The sequence below is a fragment of the Sphingomonas sp. 8AM genome, assembly GCF_902506455.1.
In the GTDB taxonomy this organism is placed as follows: Bacteria; Pseudomonadota; Alphaproteobacteria; order Sphingomonadales; family Sphingomonadaceae; genus Sphingomonas.
Map to the genome: position 1 here is coordinate 441,647 of NZ_LR733844.1, position 17,937 is coordinate 459,583.

Here is a 17,937-nt window from a genome sequence, read left to right on the forward strand (position 1 = left end):
ACAGCGCCCGATCCATGTGAGAGGTCGGCAATCGGAGGACACCGATGGCCGACATGCTCAAGTTCGTTGAACGCCCGCAATCCTATCCGGCAAAGCGCGCCGCCGAGGCGCGCGCCGAGGATTTCCGCGAGATCGCCGAACGCTACGCGACCCCGAACGCCGAGGATCAGGCCGGGCGCTGCTCGCAATGCGGCGTGCCCTATTGCTCGGTACATTGCCCGCTCCATAACCACATCCCCGACTGGCTGCGCCTGACCGCCGAGGGACGGCTGCGCGAGGCCTACGAGCTGAGCAACGCCACCTCGACCATGCCCGAGATCTGTGGCCGCATCTGCCCGCAGGACCGGCTGTGCGAGGGCAATTGCGTCATCGAATTCAGCGGCCACGGCGCGGTGACGATCGGCTCGGTCGAGAAGTTCATCACCGACACCGCCTGGGAAGAAGGCTGGGTCGAGCCGCTCGTCCCCGGTCCGGCGCGCGGCCAGTCGGTCGGCGTGATCGGGGCGGGTCCCGCGGGGCTCAGCGCCGCCGAATATCTGCGCGGCCACGGTTACGAGGTGCACGTCTACGACCGCCACGACCGCGCCGGCGGGCTGCTGACCTATGGCATCCCCGGCTTCAAGCTCGAAAAGCCGGTGGTGATGCGGCGCGTCGAGCGGCTCAAGGCGGGCGGGATCGTCTTCCACGAAGGCTTCGAGGTCGGCCGCGACGCGACGCTCGACGAACTGCGATCGCGCCATGACGCGCTGCTGATCGCGACCGGCGTCTACAAGGCGCGCGCGATCGACGTGTCGGGCAACGACCTGAACGGCGTCGTCGCCGCGCTCGACTATCTCACCGCCTCCAACCGCAAGAGCTTCGGCGATGCGGTGCCCGAGTTCGAGGACGGCCGGCTCAACGCCGCGGGCAAGAACGTCGTCGTGATCGGCGGCGGCGACACCGCGATGGACTGCGTCCGCACCGCGATTCGGCAGGGCGCGACGTCGGTGAAGTGCCTGTATCGTCGCGACCGCACCAACATGCCGGGGTCGCAACGCGAGGTCGCCAACGCCGAGGAGGAAGGCGTCGAGTTCGTCTGGCTCTCGGCCCCGGCCGGTTTCTCGGGCGAGGACGGCAAGGCGACGACGGTCCGCGCGAACCGGATGCGGCTCGGCGCCCCCGACGCGAGCGGCCGCCGCGCACCCGAGGTCGATCCCGGCGCGGCGGAGGACATGCCCGCCGATCTGGTCATCAAGGCGCTCGGCTTCGATGCCGAGGAGCTGCCGCGGCTGTGGGGCGCCCCCGAACTCGGCGTGACGCGCTGGGGCACGGTGCTGGTCGACAGCAAGACGCTGATGACCTCGCTCGACGGCGTGTTCGCGGCGGGCGACATCGTGCGTGGCGCGTCGCTGGTGGTGTGGGCGATCCGCGACGGTCGCGACGTCGCGGCGACGATGCACCAGCATCTGAAGGCGAAGGCCAGGGCCGCGAAGGTGGCGGCGTGAGGCTTGAGTCCGGCGAAGCGGAGGCGATCCGGCGCGCCGCGCGTCGGGCGTTTGGCCCCTCGGCCGTCGTCCGGCTGTTCGGCAGTCGCACCAGCGATGCGCGCAAGGGGGGCGACATCGACCTCCACGTTGAAGTCGAGAAAGATATCAACGAATGGTCCGCGCGTGCGCGCTTCGATGAGGCATTGTTCGCGCAAATAGAAGACCAGAAGGTTGACGTTGTAATGCATCGTCGCGGCGAGCAGCCGTCCGCAATAGACTTGATCGCGCTACGCGACGGCATCATTTTGTGACACGCGACGGTGAAATCGCGATGCTGCGTGAGCATTTGGCGACGGTCGCCCGTCTTGCCGACCGGCTGGTCGTGTTGCGCGCCCGGCTGGAAGCGATCATGCCGATTGACGCTGATCGGATGCGCAGCCTTGATCCGGACCGCGACATTAACGTGCTGGCCTTCCTGAAAACGTTCGAGCAACTGGAAGATACGCTCGGCCGCACCCTGAAAACGATCGCCATGCTGATGCAACTCGGCAAGGTCGAGCGACTGACGCCGCGTGACGTGGCCCAGCGCGCCGCCGCACTTGGCGTGATCGACGATCCGAAGGTCTGGGCCGATGCGGTGCGGGTCCGCAATGAATTGGCCCACGAATATCCCCTGCGTCCCGACAAGCAGGCCGCGCAGGTCAACGCCGCATGGGAGAAGAGCGAGATACTCTTCGACACGCGGGTATCCATTAATAATTTTGTAGAGCGGGAAAGGCTTCTCCATGGCGACATCTGATCGCGACCGCCAGTATCTCGCCGAACACGGCATGTACCGCCCTGAATTCGAGGGCGATGCGTGCGGTGTCGGCCTCGTCGCCGCGACCGATGGCAAGCCGTCGCGCCGCGTCGTGCAATCCGCGATCGACGCGCTGAAGGCGGTGTGGCACCGCGGCGCGGTCGACGCCGATGGCAAGACCGGCGATGGCGCCGGCATCCACGTCGACCTGCCGGTGCGCTTCTTCGACGATTGCGTCGCGGCCAGCGGGCACAAGGCGATGCCGAACAGACTCGCGGTCGGCATGGTGTTCCTGCCGCGCACCGACCTGTCGGCGCAGGAAACCTGCCGCACGATCGTCGAATCCGAAGTGATCGGCGCGGGCTATACCATCTACGGCTGGCGGCAGGTGCCCGTCGACGTGTCGGTGATCGGGATGAAGGCGCAGTCGACGCGCCCCGAGATCGAGCAGATCATGATCGCCGGCCCGCTGCCCGGCGACGTATCCGCCGAGGAGTTCGAGAAGAACCTGTATCTCGTCCGCCGCCGCATCGAAAAGCGCGTGATCGCGGCGCAGATCCAGGGCTTCTACGTCTGCTCGCTGTCGTGCCGCTCGATCATCTACAAGGGGCTGTTCCTCGCTGAGAGCCTGTCGGTCTTCTACCCGGACCTGACCGATGCGCGCTTCGAAAGCCGCGTCGCGATCTTCCACCAGCGTTATTCCACCAACACCTTCCCGCAATGGTGGCTGGCGCAGCCGTTCCGCTGCCTCGCGCATAACGGCGAGATCAACACGATCCGCGGCAACAAGAACTGGATGCTCAGCCACGAGATCCGCATGGCGTCGATCGCGTTCGGCGAGCATTCGGAGGACATCAAGCCGGTGATCCCGGCCGGCGCGTCGGACACCGCCGCGCTCGACGCGACGTTCGAGGCGATCTGCCGTTCGGGCCGCGACGCGCCGACCGCCAAGCTGATGCTGGTGCCCGAGGCGTGGCAGAAGAGCACCGACACGCCCGAAAGCCATGCGGCGATGTACAATTATCTCGCCTCCGTGATGGAGCCATGGGACGGCCCCGCCGCGCTGGCGATGACCGACGGGCGCTGGGCGGTCGGTGGCGTCGACCGCAACGCTCTACGCCCGCTGCGCTATACGCAGACCGCCGACGGACTGCTGATCGTCGGGTCGGAAGCCGGGATGGTCGTGGTGCCGGAGAGCACCGTGCTCGCCAAGGGCCGACTCGGACCGGGGCAGATGATCGCGGTCGACCTTCAGGAAGGCCGCGTGCTGCTCGACCGCGAGGTCAAGGACCGGATCGCCGCCGAGCAGGATTATGCCGCGATGATTGGCGAATTCTCGACGATGGCCGATCTGCCCCCCGCCCCCGCCGACAGCGTCACACGCTTCGAGCGCGCCGAACTGGCGCGGCGGCAGGTCGCCGCCGGGCAGACGATCGAGGACATGGAGCTGATCCTGTCGCCGATGGTCGAAACCGGCAAGGAAGCGATCGGCTCGATGGGTGACGACACGCCGTTGGCGGTCATCTCCGACAAGCCGCGGCTTATCAGCCAGTTCTTCCGGCAGAATTTCGCGCAGGTCACCAACCCGCCGATCGACCCGCTGCGTGAGCGCTACGTCATGTCGCTCAAGACGCGCTTCGGCAATCTCGCCAACATCCTCGACACCGAGGACCGGCGCGAGCGCGTGCTGGTGCTCGACAGCCCGGTGCTGACCTCGACCGACTGGGCGCGGCTGAAAGCCTATTTCGGCAATGCCGCGGCCGATATCGACTGCACCTTCGAAACTGGCGGCGGCGCGGAGCGGCTGCGGGCGGCGATCCAGCGCATCCGCAACCAGGCCGAACAGGCGGTGCGCGAGGGCAAGAGCGAGCTGTTCCTCACCGATGAGCGCATCGGCGAAGACCGCGTCGCGATCCCCGGCGTGCTGGCAGCAGCAGCGGTGCACACCCATCTCGTCCGGCGCGGCCTGCGCTCCTACGCCTCGATCAACGTCCGCGCCGCGGAATGCCTCGACACGCATTATTATGCGGTACTGATCGGGGTCGGCGCGACGACGGTGAACGCCTATCTCGCCGAGGCGGCGATCGCCGACCGCCATGCACGCGGGCTGTTCGGCAAATTGTCGATGGAGGAATGCACCAGCCGCCACAAGAAGGCGATCGAGGAAGGCCTGCTCAAGATCCTGTCGAAGATGGGGATCGCGGTGATCTCCTCGTACCGCGGCGGCTATAATTTCGAGGCGGTCGGACTCAGCCGCGCCCTGGTCAACGACCTGTTCCCCGGCATGCCCGCCAAGATCAGCGGTGAGGGCTATGCCTCGCTGCACGTCAACGCGACCGATCGGCACGAGGCGGCGTACGATCAGGCGGTGGCGACGCTGCCGATCGGCGGCTTCTATCGCCAGCGCCACACTGGCGAGGCGCACGCGTATTCCGCGCAGCTGATGCACCTGCTCCAGACCGCGGTGTCGACCGACAGCTATTCCAGCTACCTGCAATTCTCGCGCGGGGTGTCGGACCTGCCGCCGATCTATCTGCGCGACCTGCTCCAGTTCAACTTCCCGAACGAAGGCGTGCCGGTCGATCAGGTCGAGGCGATCACCGAGATCCGCAAGCGCTTCGTCACCCCGGGCATGTCGCTCGGCGCGCTGTCGCCGGAGGCGCATGAGACGCTGGCGATCGCGATGAACCGGATCGGCGCGAAGGCGGTGTCGGGCGAGGGCGGCGAGGACAAGATCCGCTACACGCCGTATCAGAATGGCGACAACGCCAATTCGGTCATCAAGCAGGTCGCGTCGGGCCGCTTCGGCGTGACGGCGGAATATCTCAACGCCTGCGAGGAAATCGAGATCAAGGTCGCGCAGGGCGCCAAGCCCGGCGAGGGTGGGCAGCTGCCCGGCTTCAAGGTCACCGAGTTCATCGCCAAGCTGCGCCATGCGACGCCGGGCGTGACGCTCATCAGCCCGCCGCCGCACCACGACATCTATTCGATCGAGGATCTGGCGCAGCTCATCTACGACCTGAAGCAGATCAACCCGCGCGCGCGCGTCTGCGTCAAGCTGGTGTCGTCGGCCGGGATCGGCACCGTCGCGGCGGGCGTGGCGAAGGCGCATGCCGACGTCATCCTCGTCTCCGGTCATGTCGGCGGCACCGGCGCCAGCCCGCAGACCAGCATCAAATACGCCGGCACGCCGTGGGAAATGGGGCTGTCCGAGGTCAATCAGGTGCTGACGCTCAACGGCCTGCGCGGGCGGATCAAGCTGCGCGCCGACGGCGGGCTCAAGACCGGGCGCGACATCGTGATCGCCGCGATCCTCGGCGCGGAGGAATTCGGGATCGGCACGCTCAGCCTCGTGGCGATGGGCTGCATCATGGTCCGCCAGTGCCACAGCAACACCTGCCCGGTCGGCGTCTGCACGCAGGACGAGGCACTGCGCGGCAAGTTCGTCGGCACGCCCGAGAAGGTCATCAACCTGATGACCTTCATCGCCGAGGAAGTCCGCGACATCCTCGCGCGGCTCGGCGTCCGCAGCCTCGACGAGATCATCGGGCGCACCGAACTGCTGCGGCAGGTCAGCCGCGGGGCCGAGCATCTCGACGACCTCGACCTCAATCCGATCCTTGCCAAGGTCGACGCGACCGATGCCGAGCGTCGCTTCAGCCTGTCGACCTTCCGCAACGAAGTGCCCGACAGCCTCGACGCGCAGATCATCAAGGATGCGTCGGCGGTGTTCTCGCGCGGCGAGAAGATGCAACTCACCTATTCGGTGCGCAACACGCACCGCGCGGTCGGCACGCGGCTGTCGAGCGAGATCACCCGCACCTTCGGCATGTCGAAGCTCGCCGAGAACCATGTCACGATCCGGCTGCGCGGCTCGGCGGGGCAATCGCTCGGCGCGTTCCTGTGCAGCGGCGTGACGCTGGAGGTGTTCGGCGACGCCAACGATTATGTCGGCAAGGGGCTGTCGGGCGGCAAGATCGTCGTCCGCCCGGCGGTGTCCTCGCCGCTGCGCAGCCAGGACAACACCATCCTCGGCAACACCGTCCTTTACGGCGCGACCAGCGGCAAATTGTTCGCGGCGGGTCAGGCCGGCGAGCGCTTCGCGGTCCGCAACTCGGGCGCCACCGTGGTGGTCGAGGGCTGCGGCGCGAACGGCTGCGAGTATATGACCGGCGGCACGGCGGTGGTGCTGGGCGAGGTCGGCGCGAACTTCGGCGCGGGCATGACCGGCGGGATGGCGTTCGTCTACGATCCGACCGGCAGCTTCGCACGCCGCGCCAATCCCGAGAACATCGTGTGGCAACGCGTCGCCGCCGCGCACTGGGAGGACGTGCTCCGCGCGCTGGTCGCCGAACATGCCGTGGTGACCGACAGCCGCTGGTCGCGCGGGCTGCTCGACGACTGGGATCGCGCCTTGGGCTCGTTCTGGCAGGTGATCCCGCGCGAGATGCTCACCCGGCTCAGCCACCCGCTCGACGATGCCGAGACGCTGCAAGCGGCGGAGTAACGTCTACGTCACATCATTGCGACCCCGGCGAAAGCCGGGGGAAGCAATCCAGAGCCGGACCAGGACGCCCTGGATTGCTTCGCTACGCTCGCAATGACGTGCGACGCACGCGCCACCGCCACACCAGCCACATCGCCGCCGCGGCGAGCGCCAGTACCGGCCACCCGCCATCGGTACGCCACAGATAGCCAGCCCCCGCCACCACCACCGCGAGCGTCAGCAGCGCGGCGGTCGCCGGCGCGTGGAGCCGCCGCGCCAGCCACGCCGCCAGCGCCAGCGCGGCCAGTGCGTTGAGCGCGAGCCACAGATATGACTGCCCCGGCGACAGCGCACCGACGAACGGCAGCTTGACCGTCGCATAGCCGATCATCCGGTTCGGAAAGGTATCCGCAGCAAGGTGCAACCCGGTCCCCGCCCCGACCCCGCACGCCGCCGGATACCAGCGCCGCCGCGCGAGCAGCGCGCACGCCGGCACGATACTGTGCGTCAGCGCGCTGCGATGCCCGAGCCACAGCCGCAGGTCGAGATCGGGCAACGTCAGCCCGATCAGAAAGGCGACGAAGGTGACGAGCGCGGCGATCAGGGCAGGCGGCATGTCGGCGCAGGTGGCACGCCCGCGCGGTGGCGTCCACCACCCGTCATTGCGAGCGCAGCGAAGCAATCCAGGGCCGGACCAGGACGCGCTGGATTGCTTCGCTGCGCTCGCAATGACGGTGCTTTGCCGGAAGCCAGGCCCTCCCGTCCAGTACTCCGTCGCCCCGGACTTGATCCGGGGCCCCGCTTCTCCCTCCCGACCAAGAAGAAGAAGAAGCGGTATCCCGGATCAGGTTCGCGATGACGAGGGAGATTTTTCCAGCATCCGGATGATCCCGGAGAAATCCAGCCCGCCCTGCCCGGCATCGACGAACTGCCGGTACAGGTCACGCGCGCGCGTCCCCATCGGCACCTGCGCCGTCGCGCCGGCCGCCGCCGCCATCGCCAGCTCGAGATCCTTGAGCATCAACGCCCCCGCGAACCCGCCCTGATACTCCCGATCGGCAGGCGACTCCGGCCCGACCCCCGGCACCGGACAATATGACGTCATCGACCAGCTCTGCCCGGTCGCCTTGCTCGAAATGTCGTAGAAGGTCTGCGCATCCAGCCCGAGCTTCTCCGCCAGCGCGAACGCCTCGCACGTCGCCGCCATCGTCGCGCCGAGGATCAGATTGTTGCACATCTTGGCGACCTGCCCCGCGCCGCTGTCGCCGGCATGGATCACCGCCTTGCCCATGTCCTGAAGGAACGGGCGCGCCCGCTCGAACGCCGCCGCCGGGCCACCGACCATGAAGGTCAGCGTCCCCGCCTGCGCCGCCGCGATCCCGCCGGACACCGGCGCATCGACCGCCGCGATTCCCCGCGTCGCCGCCTCGCCCGCGATCCGCTGCGCCGAGGCGAGGTCGATCGTCGAACAGTCGATCAGCACCGTGTCCATCGCGACATCGCCGAGGCTCTCGGCATAGACCTGCGCGACATGGGCGCCAGCGGGGAGCATCGTGACGACCGCTTCCGCCCCGTCAGCAGCCTCGCGTGCGGAGGCCACCGGCAGGCACCCCGCCGCCTTCGCCGCATCGAGCGCCGCCGCCGACAGATCGAAAGCGCGGACGTCATGCCCCTTCTTCGCGAGGTTGGCGGCCATCCCGCCGCCCATATTGCCCAGCCCGATGAACCCGACGCGCGCCATCATGCCTCTCCTATTTGCCCGTCCACTGGCCGGGGCGCTTCTCGACGAACGCCGCCATGCCTTCCTTCTGGTCGGCGGTGCCGAACAGCCCGTGGAACAGCCGCCGCTCGAACTGCACGCCTTGCGCCAGCGTCGTCTCGAACGCGGCGTTGACCATTTCCTTGTTCGCCAGCACCGCCAGCGGCGCCATGTCGGCGATCGTCTGCGCGGTCTTCACCGCTTCCTCGACCAGCTCGGCGGCGGGGATGATCCGGCTGACCAGCCCGGCGCGTTCCGCCTCGACGGCGTCGATCATCCGCCCGGTCAGGCACATTTCCATCGCCTTGGCCTTGCCGACCGCGCGCGCCAGCCGCTGCGATCCGCCCATGCCGGGCGTCACCGCCAGCTTGATTTCGGGCTGGCCGAACTTCGCGGTATCGGCGGCGAGGATGAAATCGCACATCATCGCCAGCTCGCACCCGCCGCCCAGCGCATAGCCCGCCACCGCCGCGATGATCGGCTTGCGCGTCTGCGTCAGCCGTTCGTAGCCGCCGAAGAAATTGCCGCCGTACATCTCGGCAAAGCCCTGCGCCGACATTTCCTTGATATCCGCGCCGGCCGCGAACGCCTTCTCGCTGCCGGTCAGCACCGCGCAGCCCTGCGACGCATCGGCATCGAAGGCGGCGAGTGCGGCGAGCAGGTCGGCCAGCACCTGCGAATTGAGCGCGTTGAGCGCCTTGGGGTGGTTGAGCGTGATGAGTGTCACGCCCCCGCGCTGTTCGACCAATAGGGTGTCGTATTCGGCCATCCGCCACTTCTCCCGTCGCCCCTGCGCAGGCAGGGGCCTATGTCTGTCCAGTCTTCAACCAACGGTCTGACACACAAGTCCGCCGCGCGTGTGTCCGGGGTTTCACGAAACGCCACAGACATGGGCCCCTGCCTCCGCAGGGGCGACACGGGTGGCGGGACGGAAACGCTCCTATCACGCCGTCGCTCCTGCGCAGGCAGGAGCCCATGTCTGTCCAGTCCTCCAACCCGGCCTGACACACGGCTACCGTGCCTGTGTCCGCGGCCGCGCGACGCGCTACCGTCGCACGCCCACCCATCACCCCGGCGTCCACGCCTCATCCTCCGGCAGCGGCGCGAAGATGCGGTCGATCATATGATCGCTCACCCCCGCGACGGTCGCCGGCTCCCAGCGTGGCGCATTGTCCTTGTCGACGATCAGCGCGCGGACGCCCTCGACGAAATCGGGTCGCTGCACGACGCGGCACGCGACCGCATATTCCTGCCGCATCTCGTCGGCGAACGTCGCCATCCCGGCGGCGTCCTTGAGCAATTTGAGCGACACCTTCATCGCCTGCGGCGACCTGGTGGCGAGCGTCGCCAGCGTCGCCTGCGCGAACGCGCTGCCGTCCGCGTGCAAGGTGGCCAGCACCTCCTCCAGATCGTCGGACGCGAACAGCCGGTCGATGACGTCACGCTGCGGGAGCAGCTTGGCCGCGGGTGAAGCCTCGGCCAAGCCGGACAGCGCCGCCTCGATCGCCTCGGGCTCGGCGGCGATCCGCGCCTTCGCTTCTTCCACCCGCGCGGCGGGCAGGTAATGCGTCGCCAGCCCGAGCGCGAGCGCCTCCGCGCCGTCGAGCCGTGCGCCGGTCAGCGCCAGATACTGCCCGATCCGCCCCGGCAGCCGCGACAGATACCAGCCGCCGCCGACGTCGGGGAACAGGCCGATCCCGGTCTCGGGCATCGCCAGCCGCGTGTTCTCGGTCGCGACGCGGTACTTGCACGGCTGCGACACGCCGACCCCGCCGCCCAACGTCACCCCGTCCATGAAGGCGACCGTGTCCTTCACATAGGTGAACAGCCGGTGGTTCATGCGATATTCGGTGTGGAAGAACGCGCGCGCCTCGGCGCCATCGCTCGCGCCGCTACCCGCGAGCATCCGGATGTCGCCGCCCGCGCAGAAGCCGCGTCCCTCGGCATGATCGATGACGACGCAGCGCACCGCCTCGTTCCCGCGCCATGCCTCCAGCGCATCGAGGATGCCCTGACACATCGCGGTGTTGAGCGCGTGCAGCGCCGTGGGCCGGTTGAGCCGGATGCGCCCGACGGCGCCCTCCGCCGCAACGATCAGATCGCTCATGCCACACCCTTCCCCATCGTCATTGCGAGCCTTAGCGAAGCAATCCAGGGCGTCCTGATCCGGTCCTTGATTGCTTCGCTACGCTCGCAACGACGGAAACGCGTGACGCTCACTGCCGCACCAGCTCGCGGCCCACGATCATCCGCATCACCTGGTTGGTGCCCTCGAGGATCGAATGGACGCGCAGGTCGCGCCAGAAACGCTCGATCGGATAATCCATCAGATAACCGTAACCGCCGTGCAGTTGCAGCGCACGATCGACGACGCTCGACCCGGTATCGGTCGCCAGCCGCTTCGCCATTGCGGCGAAGCGCGTCTTGTCGGGGGCACCCGCGGTCACCTTGGCGGCGGCGACATAGAGCAGGCAGCGCGCCGCCTGCAACTCGGTCTCCATGTCCGCCAGCATGAACTGCGTGTTCTGGAAGTCGCTCACCGCCGTCCCGAACTGTTTCCGGTCCTTCGTATAGGCGATCGCCTCGTCAAGGCAGCGTTGCGCCCCGCCCAGCGAGCACGCCCCGATGTTGAGCCGCCCACCGTCCAGCCCCGCCATCGCGAAGCGGAACCCCTCGCCTTCCTGTCCGACGCGGTTGGCGACCGGCACGCGGACGTTATCGAACGTCACCGCGCGGGTCGGCTGCGCATGCCAGCCGAGCTTGCGCTCGTTCGCGCCGAACGAAACGCCGGGCATGTCTTTCTCGATGACGAGGCAGGAGATGCCTTTCGGACCTTCGGCACCGGTGCGCACCATCGTGACGTAAAGCTCGTTTTCTCCGGCACCGGAGATGAACTGTTTCGTGCCGTTGACGATATATTGGTCGCCGTCGCGGTACGCGCTGGTCCTTAACGCCGCCGCATCTGATCCCGAGCCCGGCTCGGTCAGGCAATAGCTGGCGATCCGGTCCATCGTGACGAGATCGGGCAGATAGCGCGCCTTCAGCTCCGCCGAACCGTAGCGGTCGATCATCCAGCTCGCCATATTATGGATTGAAATGAACGCGCTGGTCGCCGGACAGCCATAGGCCATCGCCTCCATGATGAGCGCGGCCTCAAGGCGCCCGAGGTTGATCCCGCCGCTTTCCTCGCTGACGTAGATCGCGGCGAAACCCAGCTCCGCCGCCGCCTTGATCGTGTCGCGCGGAAAGATGTGCCTTTCGTCCCATTCCGCCGCGAACGGCGTGATGCGATCGGCGGTAAAGCGTTGCGCGAGCGCCTGAATTTCGCGCTGCTCGTCGGTCAGGTCGAACTGGTCGGTCATCGTCATATCCTCAGCAGCGGCGATAGCGCTGCGTGGCGGTCGGGCTGATACGCACCAGCATGGTGCCGCCGGCGTCGAGCCGGTAGACCTCACGCGCATGGAAGCTCTGCCCCTCGCCGGAAAAGCGCAGGTCTACCGCGACTTCCTGCGGGCTGCGGCGGTCCATGCGCTGCACGCGGGCGCGTGAATCGTAGAAGCGGATCGTGTCGGCATCGATGTTGATGCGGCCGGTCGCGGCGGTATTGGCCAGCTCGCAATCATTGTCGCCCGCGCCCCAATAGCCAAGGAATTCCGTAGGAAAGGCACGGTCGCGCGCGGCATTGGGCGTGCTCTTCGCGATCGGCACACCCGTGCGCGCGGTCGAGGCGGCGCCGTTCTGCGCCGCCGCCTGCTCGATCGCCGCCTGCGCCGCGGCTTCCTTCTCGGGCACCTCGACGCGGTTGTAGTCGGCGTCGTGGCTGGAGCAGGCGGCGAGCAACGTCATGAAAACGATCCCGTTCGCCGCGACCAGCCGTCGCGCGAAGCCGCCGTGGTGCGTCTCGATAAGAACGGAAGAAAGCATCGACATCGCGTCCCTCACCCCATGGTCGGGATCACGAACGCATCCTGCAGGCGGCTGGGTCCGCCATCCTCGCTGCCGCGCGACAGCGCCGATCCATCCGGCCAGCGCTGCGTCACCGTCTTGATCCGGGTCCAGAATTTGACGCCCTCGATGCCGTGCTGGTTGGTGTCACCGAACCCGCTGCGCTTCCATCCGCCGAAGGTATGATAGGCGACTGGCACCGGGATCGGCACGTTGATTCCGACCATGCCGACATTGACCCGCGCCGCAAACTCGCGCGCGGCGTGGCCGTTGCGCGTGAAGATCGCGACGCCGTTGCCGTATTGATGCTCGCTCGGCAGCCGCACCGCGGTTTCGAAATCGGGCGCGCGGACGATCTGGAGGACGGGGCCGAAAATTTCCTCCTTGTACGCCTGCATGTCGGGGGTGACATGGTCGAACAGGCTGGGGCCGATGAAGAAGCCCTGTTCGTGCCCCTGCAACGTGAAGTCGCGCCCATCGACGACCAGCTCGGCGCCCTCGGCAACGCCGGTCTGAATCCAGTTGGCGACACGCGCGCGATGCGCGGCATTCACCACCGGACCGTAATGCGCCTCGGCATCGGTCGACACACCGACGCGCAAGCCCGCGATCGCAGGGAGCAATTTCTCGCGCAACGCCTCCGCGGTTTTGTCGCCGACCGGCACGACGACCGGCAACGCCATGCACCGCTCGCCAGCCGACCCGAATGCTGCGCCGGACAGATCGGCGACGACCTGGTCAAGATCGGCGTCGGGCATGACGATGCCGTGGTTCTTGGCGCCGCCCATCGCCTGCACGCGCTTCCCCGCGGCAACGCCTCGGCGGTACACGTAATGCGCGATGTCGCTCGACCCGACGAAGCTGACCGCGCCGATCGCGGGATGGTCGAGGATCGCGTCGACCATCTCCTTGTCGCCGTGGACGACCTGCAACACGCCCTCGGGCAGCCCGGCCTCGCGCATCAGCTCGGCGAGCCGCACCGGGACGCTCGGATCGCGCTCGCTGGGTTTCAGGATGAAGGCATTGCCGCACGCGATCGCGACACCGAACATCCACATCGGGATCATCGCCGGGAAGTTGAACGGGGTAATTCCCGCGCCGATCCCGATCGGTTGGCGCATCGAATAAACGTCGATCCCTGGCCCCGCGCCCTGCGTATATTCGCCCTTGAGCACATGCGGGATGCCGCAGGCGAATTCGATCACCTCCAGCCCGCGCTGGATGTCGCCCTTTGCATCGGCGATCACCTTCCCGTGCTCGGATGACAGCAGATGCGCCAGCGCATCCATGTTCGTCTCGACCAGTTCCTTGAAGCGGAACATGACGCGCGCACGGCGCTGCGGATTGGTCGCCGCCCATCCCGGCTGCGCCGCCTGCGCGGCCGCGACCGCGCGATCGAGATCGGCGGCGGTACCGAGCACGACCTGCGCCTGCACCTGCCCGGTGTTGGGGTCGAAAATGTCGGCGGTGCGCGCCGGGGCCGCACCGCCGCCGCTGCCGGCGATATGATGGTCGAGCTGGCGCATCGCATCTCTCTCCTGTGTCAATGCCGGTTTGCGCCCACGAGGATTTGCCGGCAAGCGACAATTCTGCAACGCTCACCTGCAATGACGCAGCCCTTGCCCTGGAACGACTTGCAGGATTTCCTCGCGGTCGCGCGCGCCGGGCAGATTGCGCGGGCAGCGGTGCTGGTCGGCGTCGATGCCACCACGATCGGCCGGCGGCTGCGACGGCTGGAAGCGCGGCTCGGCCGCACGCTGTTCGAGCAGACGCGCGAGGGACAGGTGCTGACCGAGGCCGGCGAGGCGCTGCTCGCGCAAGTCGAGGAGATGCAGAACGCCGCCGAGCGAATCGTCGAGACGCGCGGTCCCGCCGAGACGCTGTCGGGGCTATTGCGCGTCAGCGTCTCGGAAGGCTTCGGCACCTGGCTGGTGGCCGAACATCTTCATGAATTCGCGACCCTGCACCCGGCCCTGACGATCGACCTCGTCGCGAGTTCGGGATTTCTCAGCCCGTCGCGGCGCGAAGCGGATGTCGCCGTGCTGCTCGCGCGCCCGCGGCATGGGCCGGTCGTCGCGGGCAAGCTGTCGGACTATGCGCTGCATCTCTACGCTGCGCCGGCCCTGATCGACCGGCACGGGGCGGTCACGCGGGAATCGCTCGGCGCACGCCATCCGGTGGTCGGTTATATCCCCGACCTGCTCTATGCGCCGGAGCTGCGTTTCGTCGACGATCTCGGCGCGCTCCCGGCGCCGACCGTCCGCAGCTCCAGCATCAATGCGCAGGCGCGGCTGATCGCGACCGGCGCTGGGGTCGGGGTGCTGCCGCATTTCATCGGCGGCGCGCTGCCCGGACTGGTGCGGGTGTTGCCCGCGGTGACGATCCATCGCACCTTCTGGTTGGTAACGCATCGCGATACGCGACAATTACGCCGGGTTCGGGCGTTTTCGACATGGCTCGGCGGGCTCGTCGCAAAGCACCACGCGCGACTCGACCCACCTCGTTAACTCTTTGCCCGCGGCGTTAACCTTTCGCTCAATTGTTAACGCAGCGCGCTCAGAGCTTGGTAGCTTGCGGTTCGTCGGTGGCGGATCGGCCACACAGCCCCGGCATTGTACCAGATGTGGTAGCTCCACCTCAGATTCTACTGGACTTGCGGAGACGGTGCAGCGCACAAGCGTTGCACCGCCTTCGGACTATTTCACGGGATTCGGTCGACGGGATGAAGAACTGGCGCTCCCTTATCACCTCGCTCTCGCGCGCGACGCTGGTTCGCGCTGCGGTGGCGCTGGGCGTCGGCGGATCGGCGATCGGCGGCTACGCTGGGCTCGGCATCATCGGCGGTACCGTGCCGTTCGCAGAGGCAATGAACCTGCCGGCCGCGCTGGCGGTGCTCCCCGACCCGCTGTCGATCATGACCGCGCGCTCGCCCGGTGAGCGCGGTCATGGCGCGATGTTCAACATCAAGCAGATCAAGCGCCCGCGCCAGCTGGCCAACGTTCGTCCGCGCGGACCGCGCGAGCGTGTGCTGAGCAACGTGCGCGAGCGGACTCCTGCGGGCATTGTTCCAGGTGGGGACCTGCCGATCACGCCGGGTGGCTTCGTCCCCGATCTCGCGCCGGTCACGCCGGACGCGCTGGGCCCGGTCGGCCCGGGGGGCGGGAACGGCTTTGGCCCGCCGCCGGTCTTCCCGACCGGTCCGGGCGGCAACATCCCGGGTGTCCCTGGCCCGACGCCGACGCCGACGCCGACCACCCCGGTTCCGGCCGTACCGGAGCCAGCGACCTGGGCGATGATGGCGCTAGGCTTTGCGATCACCGGCCTGACGGTGCGACGCCGCAAGCGGACGCGCGCCATCGTCGCATGACCCGACTGCGGCTCGGTACTGCCGTCCTCGCGCTGGCGACTGCGGGTGTCGTCGCGCCGATGGCGCGGGCGACCACCACCGCCACGACGATCGGCAGTTATGGCGCGCGCTTTCGCTATCCGGAAGGGCGCGAGGCTGCGCTGGCAATGGCCGGCGCGCAGCCATTGCGGGTCCGAAGCGTGCTCGCGATCCGCAAGCCGATGCGCTTCGGCGATTATGTCTGGAACGATCTCGGCGTGCCGACGACCGGCACGGTCCGTGTCCGGGTCGATCTGCCGCGTCAAACAATCTCGGTCTTTCGCGACGGGCATGAGATCGGCACCGCCGTCATCCTTTACGGCACCGACCACAAACCGACGCCGACCGGCACCTTCCCGATCCTGATGCGCGCGCGCCAGCATCAATCGTCGCTGTACGATGCGGAAATGCCGTACATGCTGCGGCTCACCAACGATGGCGTCGCCATTCACGCCAGTTCGGTCCGGCGCGGCTCCGCGACGCACGGCTGCATCGGCGTCCCCCTGTCCTTCGCGCAATTGTTGTTCGATCAGGTCGCACGCGGCGATCTGGTGACGATCGTCGGCGCGTAATCTGGCAAGATCTGCCGGAGCCCCGGCAAGTTGACTTGCGGCGCGTCACAGGTGTGAAGACGCGCTAACCAGATTCCCTAACCGGCGGTAAGGACCGCGCCCGGTACTTTCTCCTGGTCATCAGGAAGAGGTTACCCGGCCCATGCCGCGTTCCACCCCGCGTCGCCGCCCGTTGCTCGTCGCTCTCGCCGCCTTGCTGTGCGTGCCGGCGCTGACCGGTGCGGCAAGCTATTCGAACACATTCGACGCCCGCGTGCTCGCGGCGCACAATGCGGAACGCGCCGCGCTGGGCATCCCGCCGCTGCGCTGGAACGCGGAACTGGTCGAGTCGGCACATGCCTGGGGCCAGTATCTCGCCACCACCGGCCGGTTCGAACACGCGCCCGAGCGGCGCATGGATCCGGAGGGCGAGAATCTGTGGGCCGGCACGCGCGGCTATTACACGCCCGAGGCGATGGTCGACGGCTGGACGCGCGAGAAGCGCTACTTCAAGCCCGGCGCATTTCCGAACAACAGCACCACCGGTCGTGTCGCCGATGTCGGCCATTATACGCAGCTGATGTGGCGCGACACGGTCGAGGTCGGCTGCGCGCTGGCGCGTGGCCACGACGAGGACGTTCTGGTCTGCCGCTACAAGAACGCCGGCAACTACCGCGGCGAGCGCCCGTTCTGACGCGCCGCTCGACCGACGATCTGGTGTTTGGTCCGATTAACGCCCACAATCTGTAGCGTCTGCGGCCACCTTCGCGTAGAATGGCCCTGACATCATCGTGACTCGGCGGGTGTCCGTCGATCGCGGTGACGGGCTCCGCGGGGAGCACGATGCAGGCGCAGGAGCGGGCGACAGCGGATGGACGACGACACGCCTCGGCAGGCAAACGAAACCCCGGCGCGCCGTGCGGCGGCCGGGGCTGTCGTGCGCGGCCGGGCGGTCAGCGCCGCCGCGGCGAGATGGTCATTCCGCCTCTTCGAACATGTCCTGCGCGTTCTGCGCGGTCGCGGACAGACGCACCGTGTCACCCTCGACGTCGGCGACCAGCCCGAGGGGCAGGTAATGATGCTTCGCGCCCTGCCCGTCCTCGGTGGACGGCGAGTCGTTTTTGGTCAGCTTGATACGGTCGCCATCGACATGGTCGACGATACCGACGTGTACGCCGTCCGCACCGATCACTTCGGCATGTTCCTTGATCTGGCTGGCATCGACCATCGTCGTTCTCCTTGGTTGGGCTCGGGCGGCAAACGCGCCGCTGCGACTTTGGTCGCATGATGGCGACGCTGCCGCTGCAATCCGCGATCATGTTCGCAGTCGCCGCCGTCTTCGTGCTGGTCGGGGCGTGGCTGCTGGTGCAATTGCGTCATCCGCAGGGACCGGCGCGCGTCTATGTCTATCGGATGGCCGGGATCATGGCGCTGGCGGGGGGCAGCGTGCTGGCGATGTCGGCCTGGGCGATGTGGCAATGGAGCCTCGAAGCCTGATCACACCCGTTATTTGATACGTTTTTCGTAAATATCTCTCACCGGAGTA

General features: G+C 67.6%; 17 protein-coding genes. 9 read left to right on the top strand and 8 right to left on the bottom strand.

Annotated features, from left to right (window positions below; all coding sequences use genetic code 11):
• Positions 1–44 precede the first annotated feature (44 nt).
• Genes BACI71_RS02160 through gltB form a run of 4 tightly spaced genes read left to right on the top strand, consistent with a single transcriptional unit; the run spans position 45 to position 6,772 of the window.
• Positions 45–1,484 (top strand): NAD(P)-dependent oxidoreductase, encoded by a 1,440-nt coding sequence (locus BACI71_RS02160; protein WP_159754462.1) that lies wholly within the window; start codon positions 45–47, stop codon positions 1,482–1,484.
• On the top strand, positions 1,481–1,777 hold the full coding sequence (locus tag BACI71_RS02165) for a hypothetical protein (protein WP_159754465.1): 297 nt from the start codon (positions 1,481–1,483) through the stop codon (positions 1,775–1,777). The genes BACI71_RS02160 and BACI71_RS02165 overlap by 4 nt, the downstream gene beginning before the upstream one ends.
• Positions 1,774–2,265, top strand: coding sequence for a nucleotidyltransferase substrate binding protein (locus BACI71_RS02170; RefSeq protein WP_159754468.1), 492 nt, complete (start codon positions 1,774–1,776; stop codon positions 2,263–2,265). Before BACI71_RS02165 ends, BACI71_RS02170 begins: the two co-directional genes overlap by 4 nt.
• Complete coding sequence (gene gltB, locus BACI71_RS02175) at positions 2,252–6,772, top strand: glutamate synthase large subunit (protein ID WP_159754471.1); 4,521 nt, start codon at positions 2,252–2,254, stop codon at positions 6,770–6,772. The genes BACI71_RS02170 and gltB overlap by 14 nt, the downstream gene beginning before the upstream one ends.
• An 82-nt stretch (positions 6,773–6,854) precedes the next feature.
• Here gltB and BACI71_RS02180 read toward each other — a convergent pair whose 3' ends face one another.
• The 7 genes from BACI71_RS02180 to BACI71_RS02210 form a co-directional block, all read right to left on the bottom strand.
• Positions 6,855–7,367: a hypothetical protein gene (locus BACI71_RS02180; protein WP_159754474.1), complete on the bottom strand. Its 513-nt coding sequence runs from the start codon at positions 7,365–7,367 to the stop codon at positions 6,855–6,857.
• 228 nt (positions 7,368–7,595) lie between these two features.
• Positions 7,596–8,492, bottom strand: a complete 897-nt coding sequence (mmsB, locus tag BACI71_RS02185; RefSeq protein WP_159760754.1) for a 3-hydroxyisobutyrate dehydrogenase — start codon at positions 8,490–8,492, stop codon at positions 7,596–7,598.
• Between the two features lie 10 nt (positions 8,493–8,502).
• Positions 8,503–9,279, bottom strand: a complete 777-nt coding sequence (locus BACI71_RS02190; RefSeq protein WP_159754477.1) for an enoyl-CoA hydratase — start codon at positions 9,277–9,279, stop codon at positions 8,503–8,505.
• Positions 9,280–9,576: 297 nt separating this feature from the next.
• Positions 9,577–10,617, bottom strand: coding sequence for an enoyl-CoA hydratase/isomerase family protein (locus BACI71_RS02195; RefSeq protein WP_159754480.1), 1,041 nt, complete (start codon positions 10,615–10,617; stop codon positions 9,577–9,579).
• 109 nt (positions 10,618–10,726) lie between these two features.
• Complete coding sequence (locus BACI71_RS02200; protein WP_159754483.1) at positions 10,727–11,872, bottom strand: acyl-CoA dehydrogenase family protein; 1,146 nt, start codon at positions 11,870–11,872, stop codon at positions 10,727–10,729.
• Positions 11,873–11,882: 10 nt separating this feature from the next.
• Positions 11,883–12,434: a hypothetical protein gene (locus tag BACI71_RS02205; protein WP_236552777.1), complete on the bottom strand. Its 552-nt coding sequence runs from the start codon at positions 12,432–12,434 to the stop codon at positions 11,883–11,885.
• Positions 12,435–12,448: 14 nt separating this feature from the next.
• On the bottom strand, positions 12,449–13,981 hold the full coding sequence (locus tag BACI71_RS02210; protein ID WP_159754489.1) for a CoA-acylating methylmalonate-semialdehyde dehydrogenase: 1,533 nt from the start codon (positions 13,979–13,981) through the stop codon (positions 12,449–12,451).
• An 81-nt stretch (positions 13,982–14,062) separates the two neighbouring features.
• Here BACI71_RS02210 and BACI71_RS02215 point away from each other — a divergent pair, with 81 nt between their 5' ends.
• The 4 genes from BACI71_RS02215 to BACI71_RS02230 all read left to right on the top strand — a co-directional run bounded on the left by BACI71_RS02215 (position 14,063) and on the right by BACI71_RS02230 (position 17,085).
• A complete protein-coding gene (locus BACI71_RS02215; protein WP_159754492.1) occupies positions 14,063–14,962 on the top strand; it encodes a LysR family transcriptional regulator in 900 nt (299 codons plus the stop codon).
• Positions 14,963–15,177: 215 nt separating this feature from the next.
• Positions 15,178–15,822 carry a PEPxxWA-CTERM sorting domain-containing protein gene (locus BACI71_RS17805; RefSeq protein ID WP_236552778.1) on the top strand — a complete coding sequence of 215 codons (645 nt, stop codon included), beginning with the start codon at positions 15,178–15,180 and terminating at the stop codon, positions 15,820–15,822.
• Positions 15,819–16,412 carry a L,D-transpeptidase family protein gene (locus tag BACI71_RS02225; RefSeq protein WP_159754495.1) on the top strand — a complete coding sequence of 198 codons (594 nt, stop codon included), beginning with the start codon at positions 15,819–15,821 and terminating at the stop codon, positions 16,410–16,412. The genes BACI71_RS17805 and BACI71_RS02225 overlap by 4 nt, the downstream gene beginning before the upstream one ends.
• Before the next feature lie 142 nt (positions 16,413–16,554).
• Positions 16,555–17,085 (top strand): CAP domain-containing protein, encoded by a 531-nt coding sequence (locus tag BACI71_RS02230; protein ID WP_159754498.1) that lies wholly within the window; start codon positions 16,555–16,557, stop codon positions 17,083–17,085.
• 282 nt (positions 17,086–17,367) lie between these two features.
• Here the strand turns inward: BACI71_RS02230 and BACI71_RS02235 are convergent, their stop codons facing one another.
• Positions 17,368–17,619: a DUF2171 domain-containing protein gene (locus BACI71_RS02235; protein ID WP_159754501.1), complete on the bottom strand. Its 252-nt coding sequence runs from the start codon at positions 17,617–17,619 to the stop codon at positions 17,368–17,370.
• 59 nt (positions 17,620–17,678) lie between these two features.
• On the opposite strand from BACI71_RS02235, the gene BACI71_RS02240 reads away from it, so the two are divergent.
• Entirely contained in the window at positions 17,679–17,888 is a 210-nt protein-coding gene (locus BACI71_RS02240) for a hypothetical protein (protein ID WP_236552779.1), read from the top strand.
• The last annotated feature ends 49 nt before the right edge of the window (positions 17,889–17,937 follow it).

What these genes read in the sequence shown, in the direction of transcription:
- BACI71_RS02190 (WP_159754477.1), bottom strand. Translation starts at nt 9,279, where the DNA reads ATGGCCGAATACGACACCCTATTGGTCGAACAGCGCGGGGGCGTGACA.
- BACI71_RS17805 (WP_236552778.1), top strand. Translation starts at nt 15,178, where the DNA reads ATGAAGAACTGGCGCTCCCTTATCACCTCGCTCTCGCGCGCGACGCTG.
- BACI71_RS02225 (WP_159754495.1), top strand. Translation starts at nt 15,819, where the DNA reads ATGACCCGACTGCGGCTCGGTACTGCCGTCCTCGCGCTGGCGACTGCG.
- BACI71_RS02160 (WP_159754462.1), top strand. Translation starts at nt 45, where the DNA reads ATGGCCGACATGCTCAAGTTCGTTGAACGCCCGCAATCCTATCCGGCA.
- BACI71_RS02215 (WP_159754492.1), top strand. Translation starts at nt 14,063, where the DNA reads ATGACGCAGCCCTTGCCCTGGAACGACTTGCAGGATTTCCTCGCGGTC.
- gltB (WP_159754471.1), top strand. Translation starts at nt 2,252, where the DNA reads ATGGCGACATCTGATCGCGACCGCCAGTATCTCGCCGAACACGGCATG.
- mmsB (WP_159760754.1), bottom strand. Translation starts at nt 8,492, where the DNA reads ATGGCGCGCGTCGGGTTCATCGGGCTGGGCAATATGGGCGGCGGGATG.
- BACI71_RS02240 (WP_236552779.1), top strand. Translation starts at nt 17,679, where the DNA reads ATGGCGACGCTGCCGCTGCAATCCGCGATCATGTTCGCAGTCGCCGCC.
- BACI71_RS02230 (WP_159754498.1), top strand. Translation starts at nt 16,555, where the DNA reads ATGCCGCGTTCCACCCCGCGTCGCCGCCCGTTGCTCGTCGCTCTCGCC.
- BACI71_RS02195 (WP_159754480.1), bottom strand. Translation starts at nt 10,617, where the DNA reads ATGAGCGATCTGATCGTTGCGGCGGAGGGCGCCGTCGGGCGCATCCGG.
- BACI71_RS02235 (WP_159754501.1), bottom strand. Translation starts at nt 17,619, where the DNA reads ATGGTCGATGCCAGCCAGATCAAGGAACATGCCGAAGTGATCGGTGCG.
- BACI71_RS02205 (WP_236552777.1), bottom strand. Translation starts at nt 12,434, where the DNA reads ATGCTTTCTTCCGTTCTTATCGAGACGCACCACGGCGGCTTCGCGCGA.
- BACI71_RS02180 (WP_159754474.1), bottom strand. Translation starts at nt 7,367, where the DNA reads ATGCCGCCTGCCCTGATCGCCGCGCTCGTCACCTTCGTCGCCTTTCTG.
- BACI71_RS02210 (WP_159754489.1), bottom strand. Translation starts at nt 13,981, where the DNA reads ATGCGCCAGCTCGACCATCATATCGCCGGCAGCGGCGGCGGTGCGGCC.
- BACI71_RS02200 (WP_159754483.1), bottom strand. Translation starts at nt 11,872, where the DNA reads ATGACCGACCAGTTCGACCTGACCGACGAGCAGCGCGAAATTCAGGCG.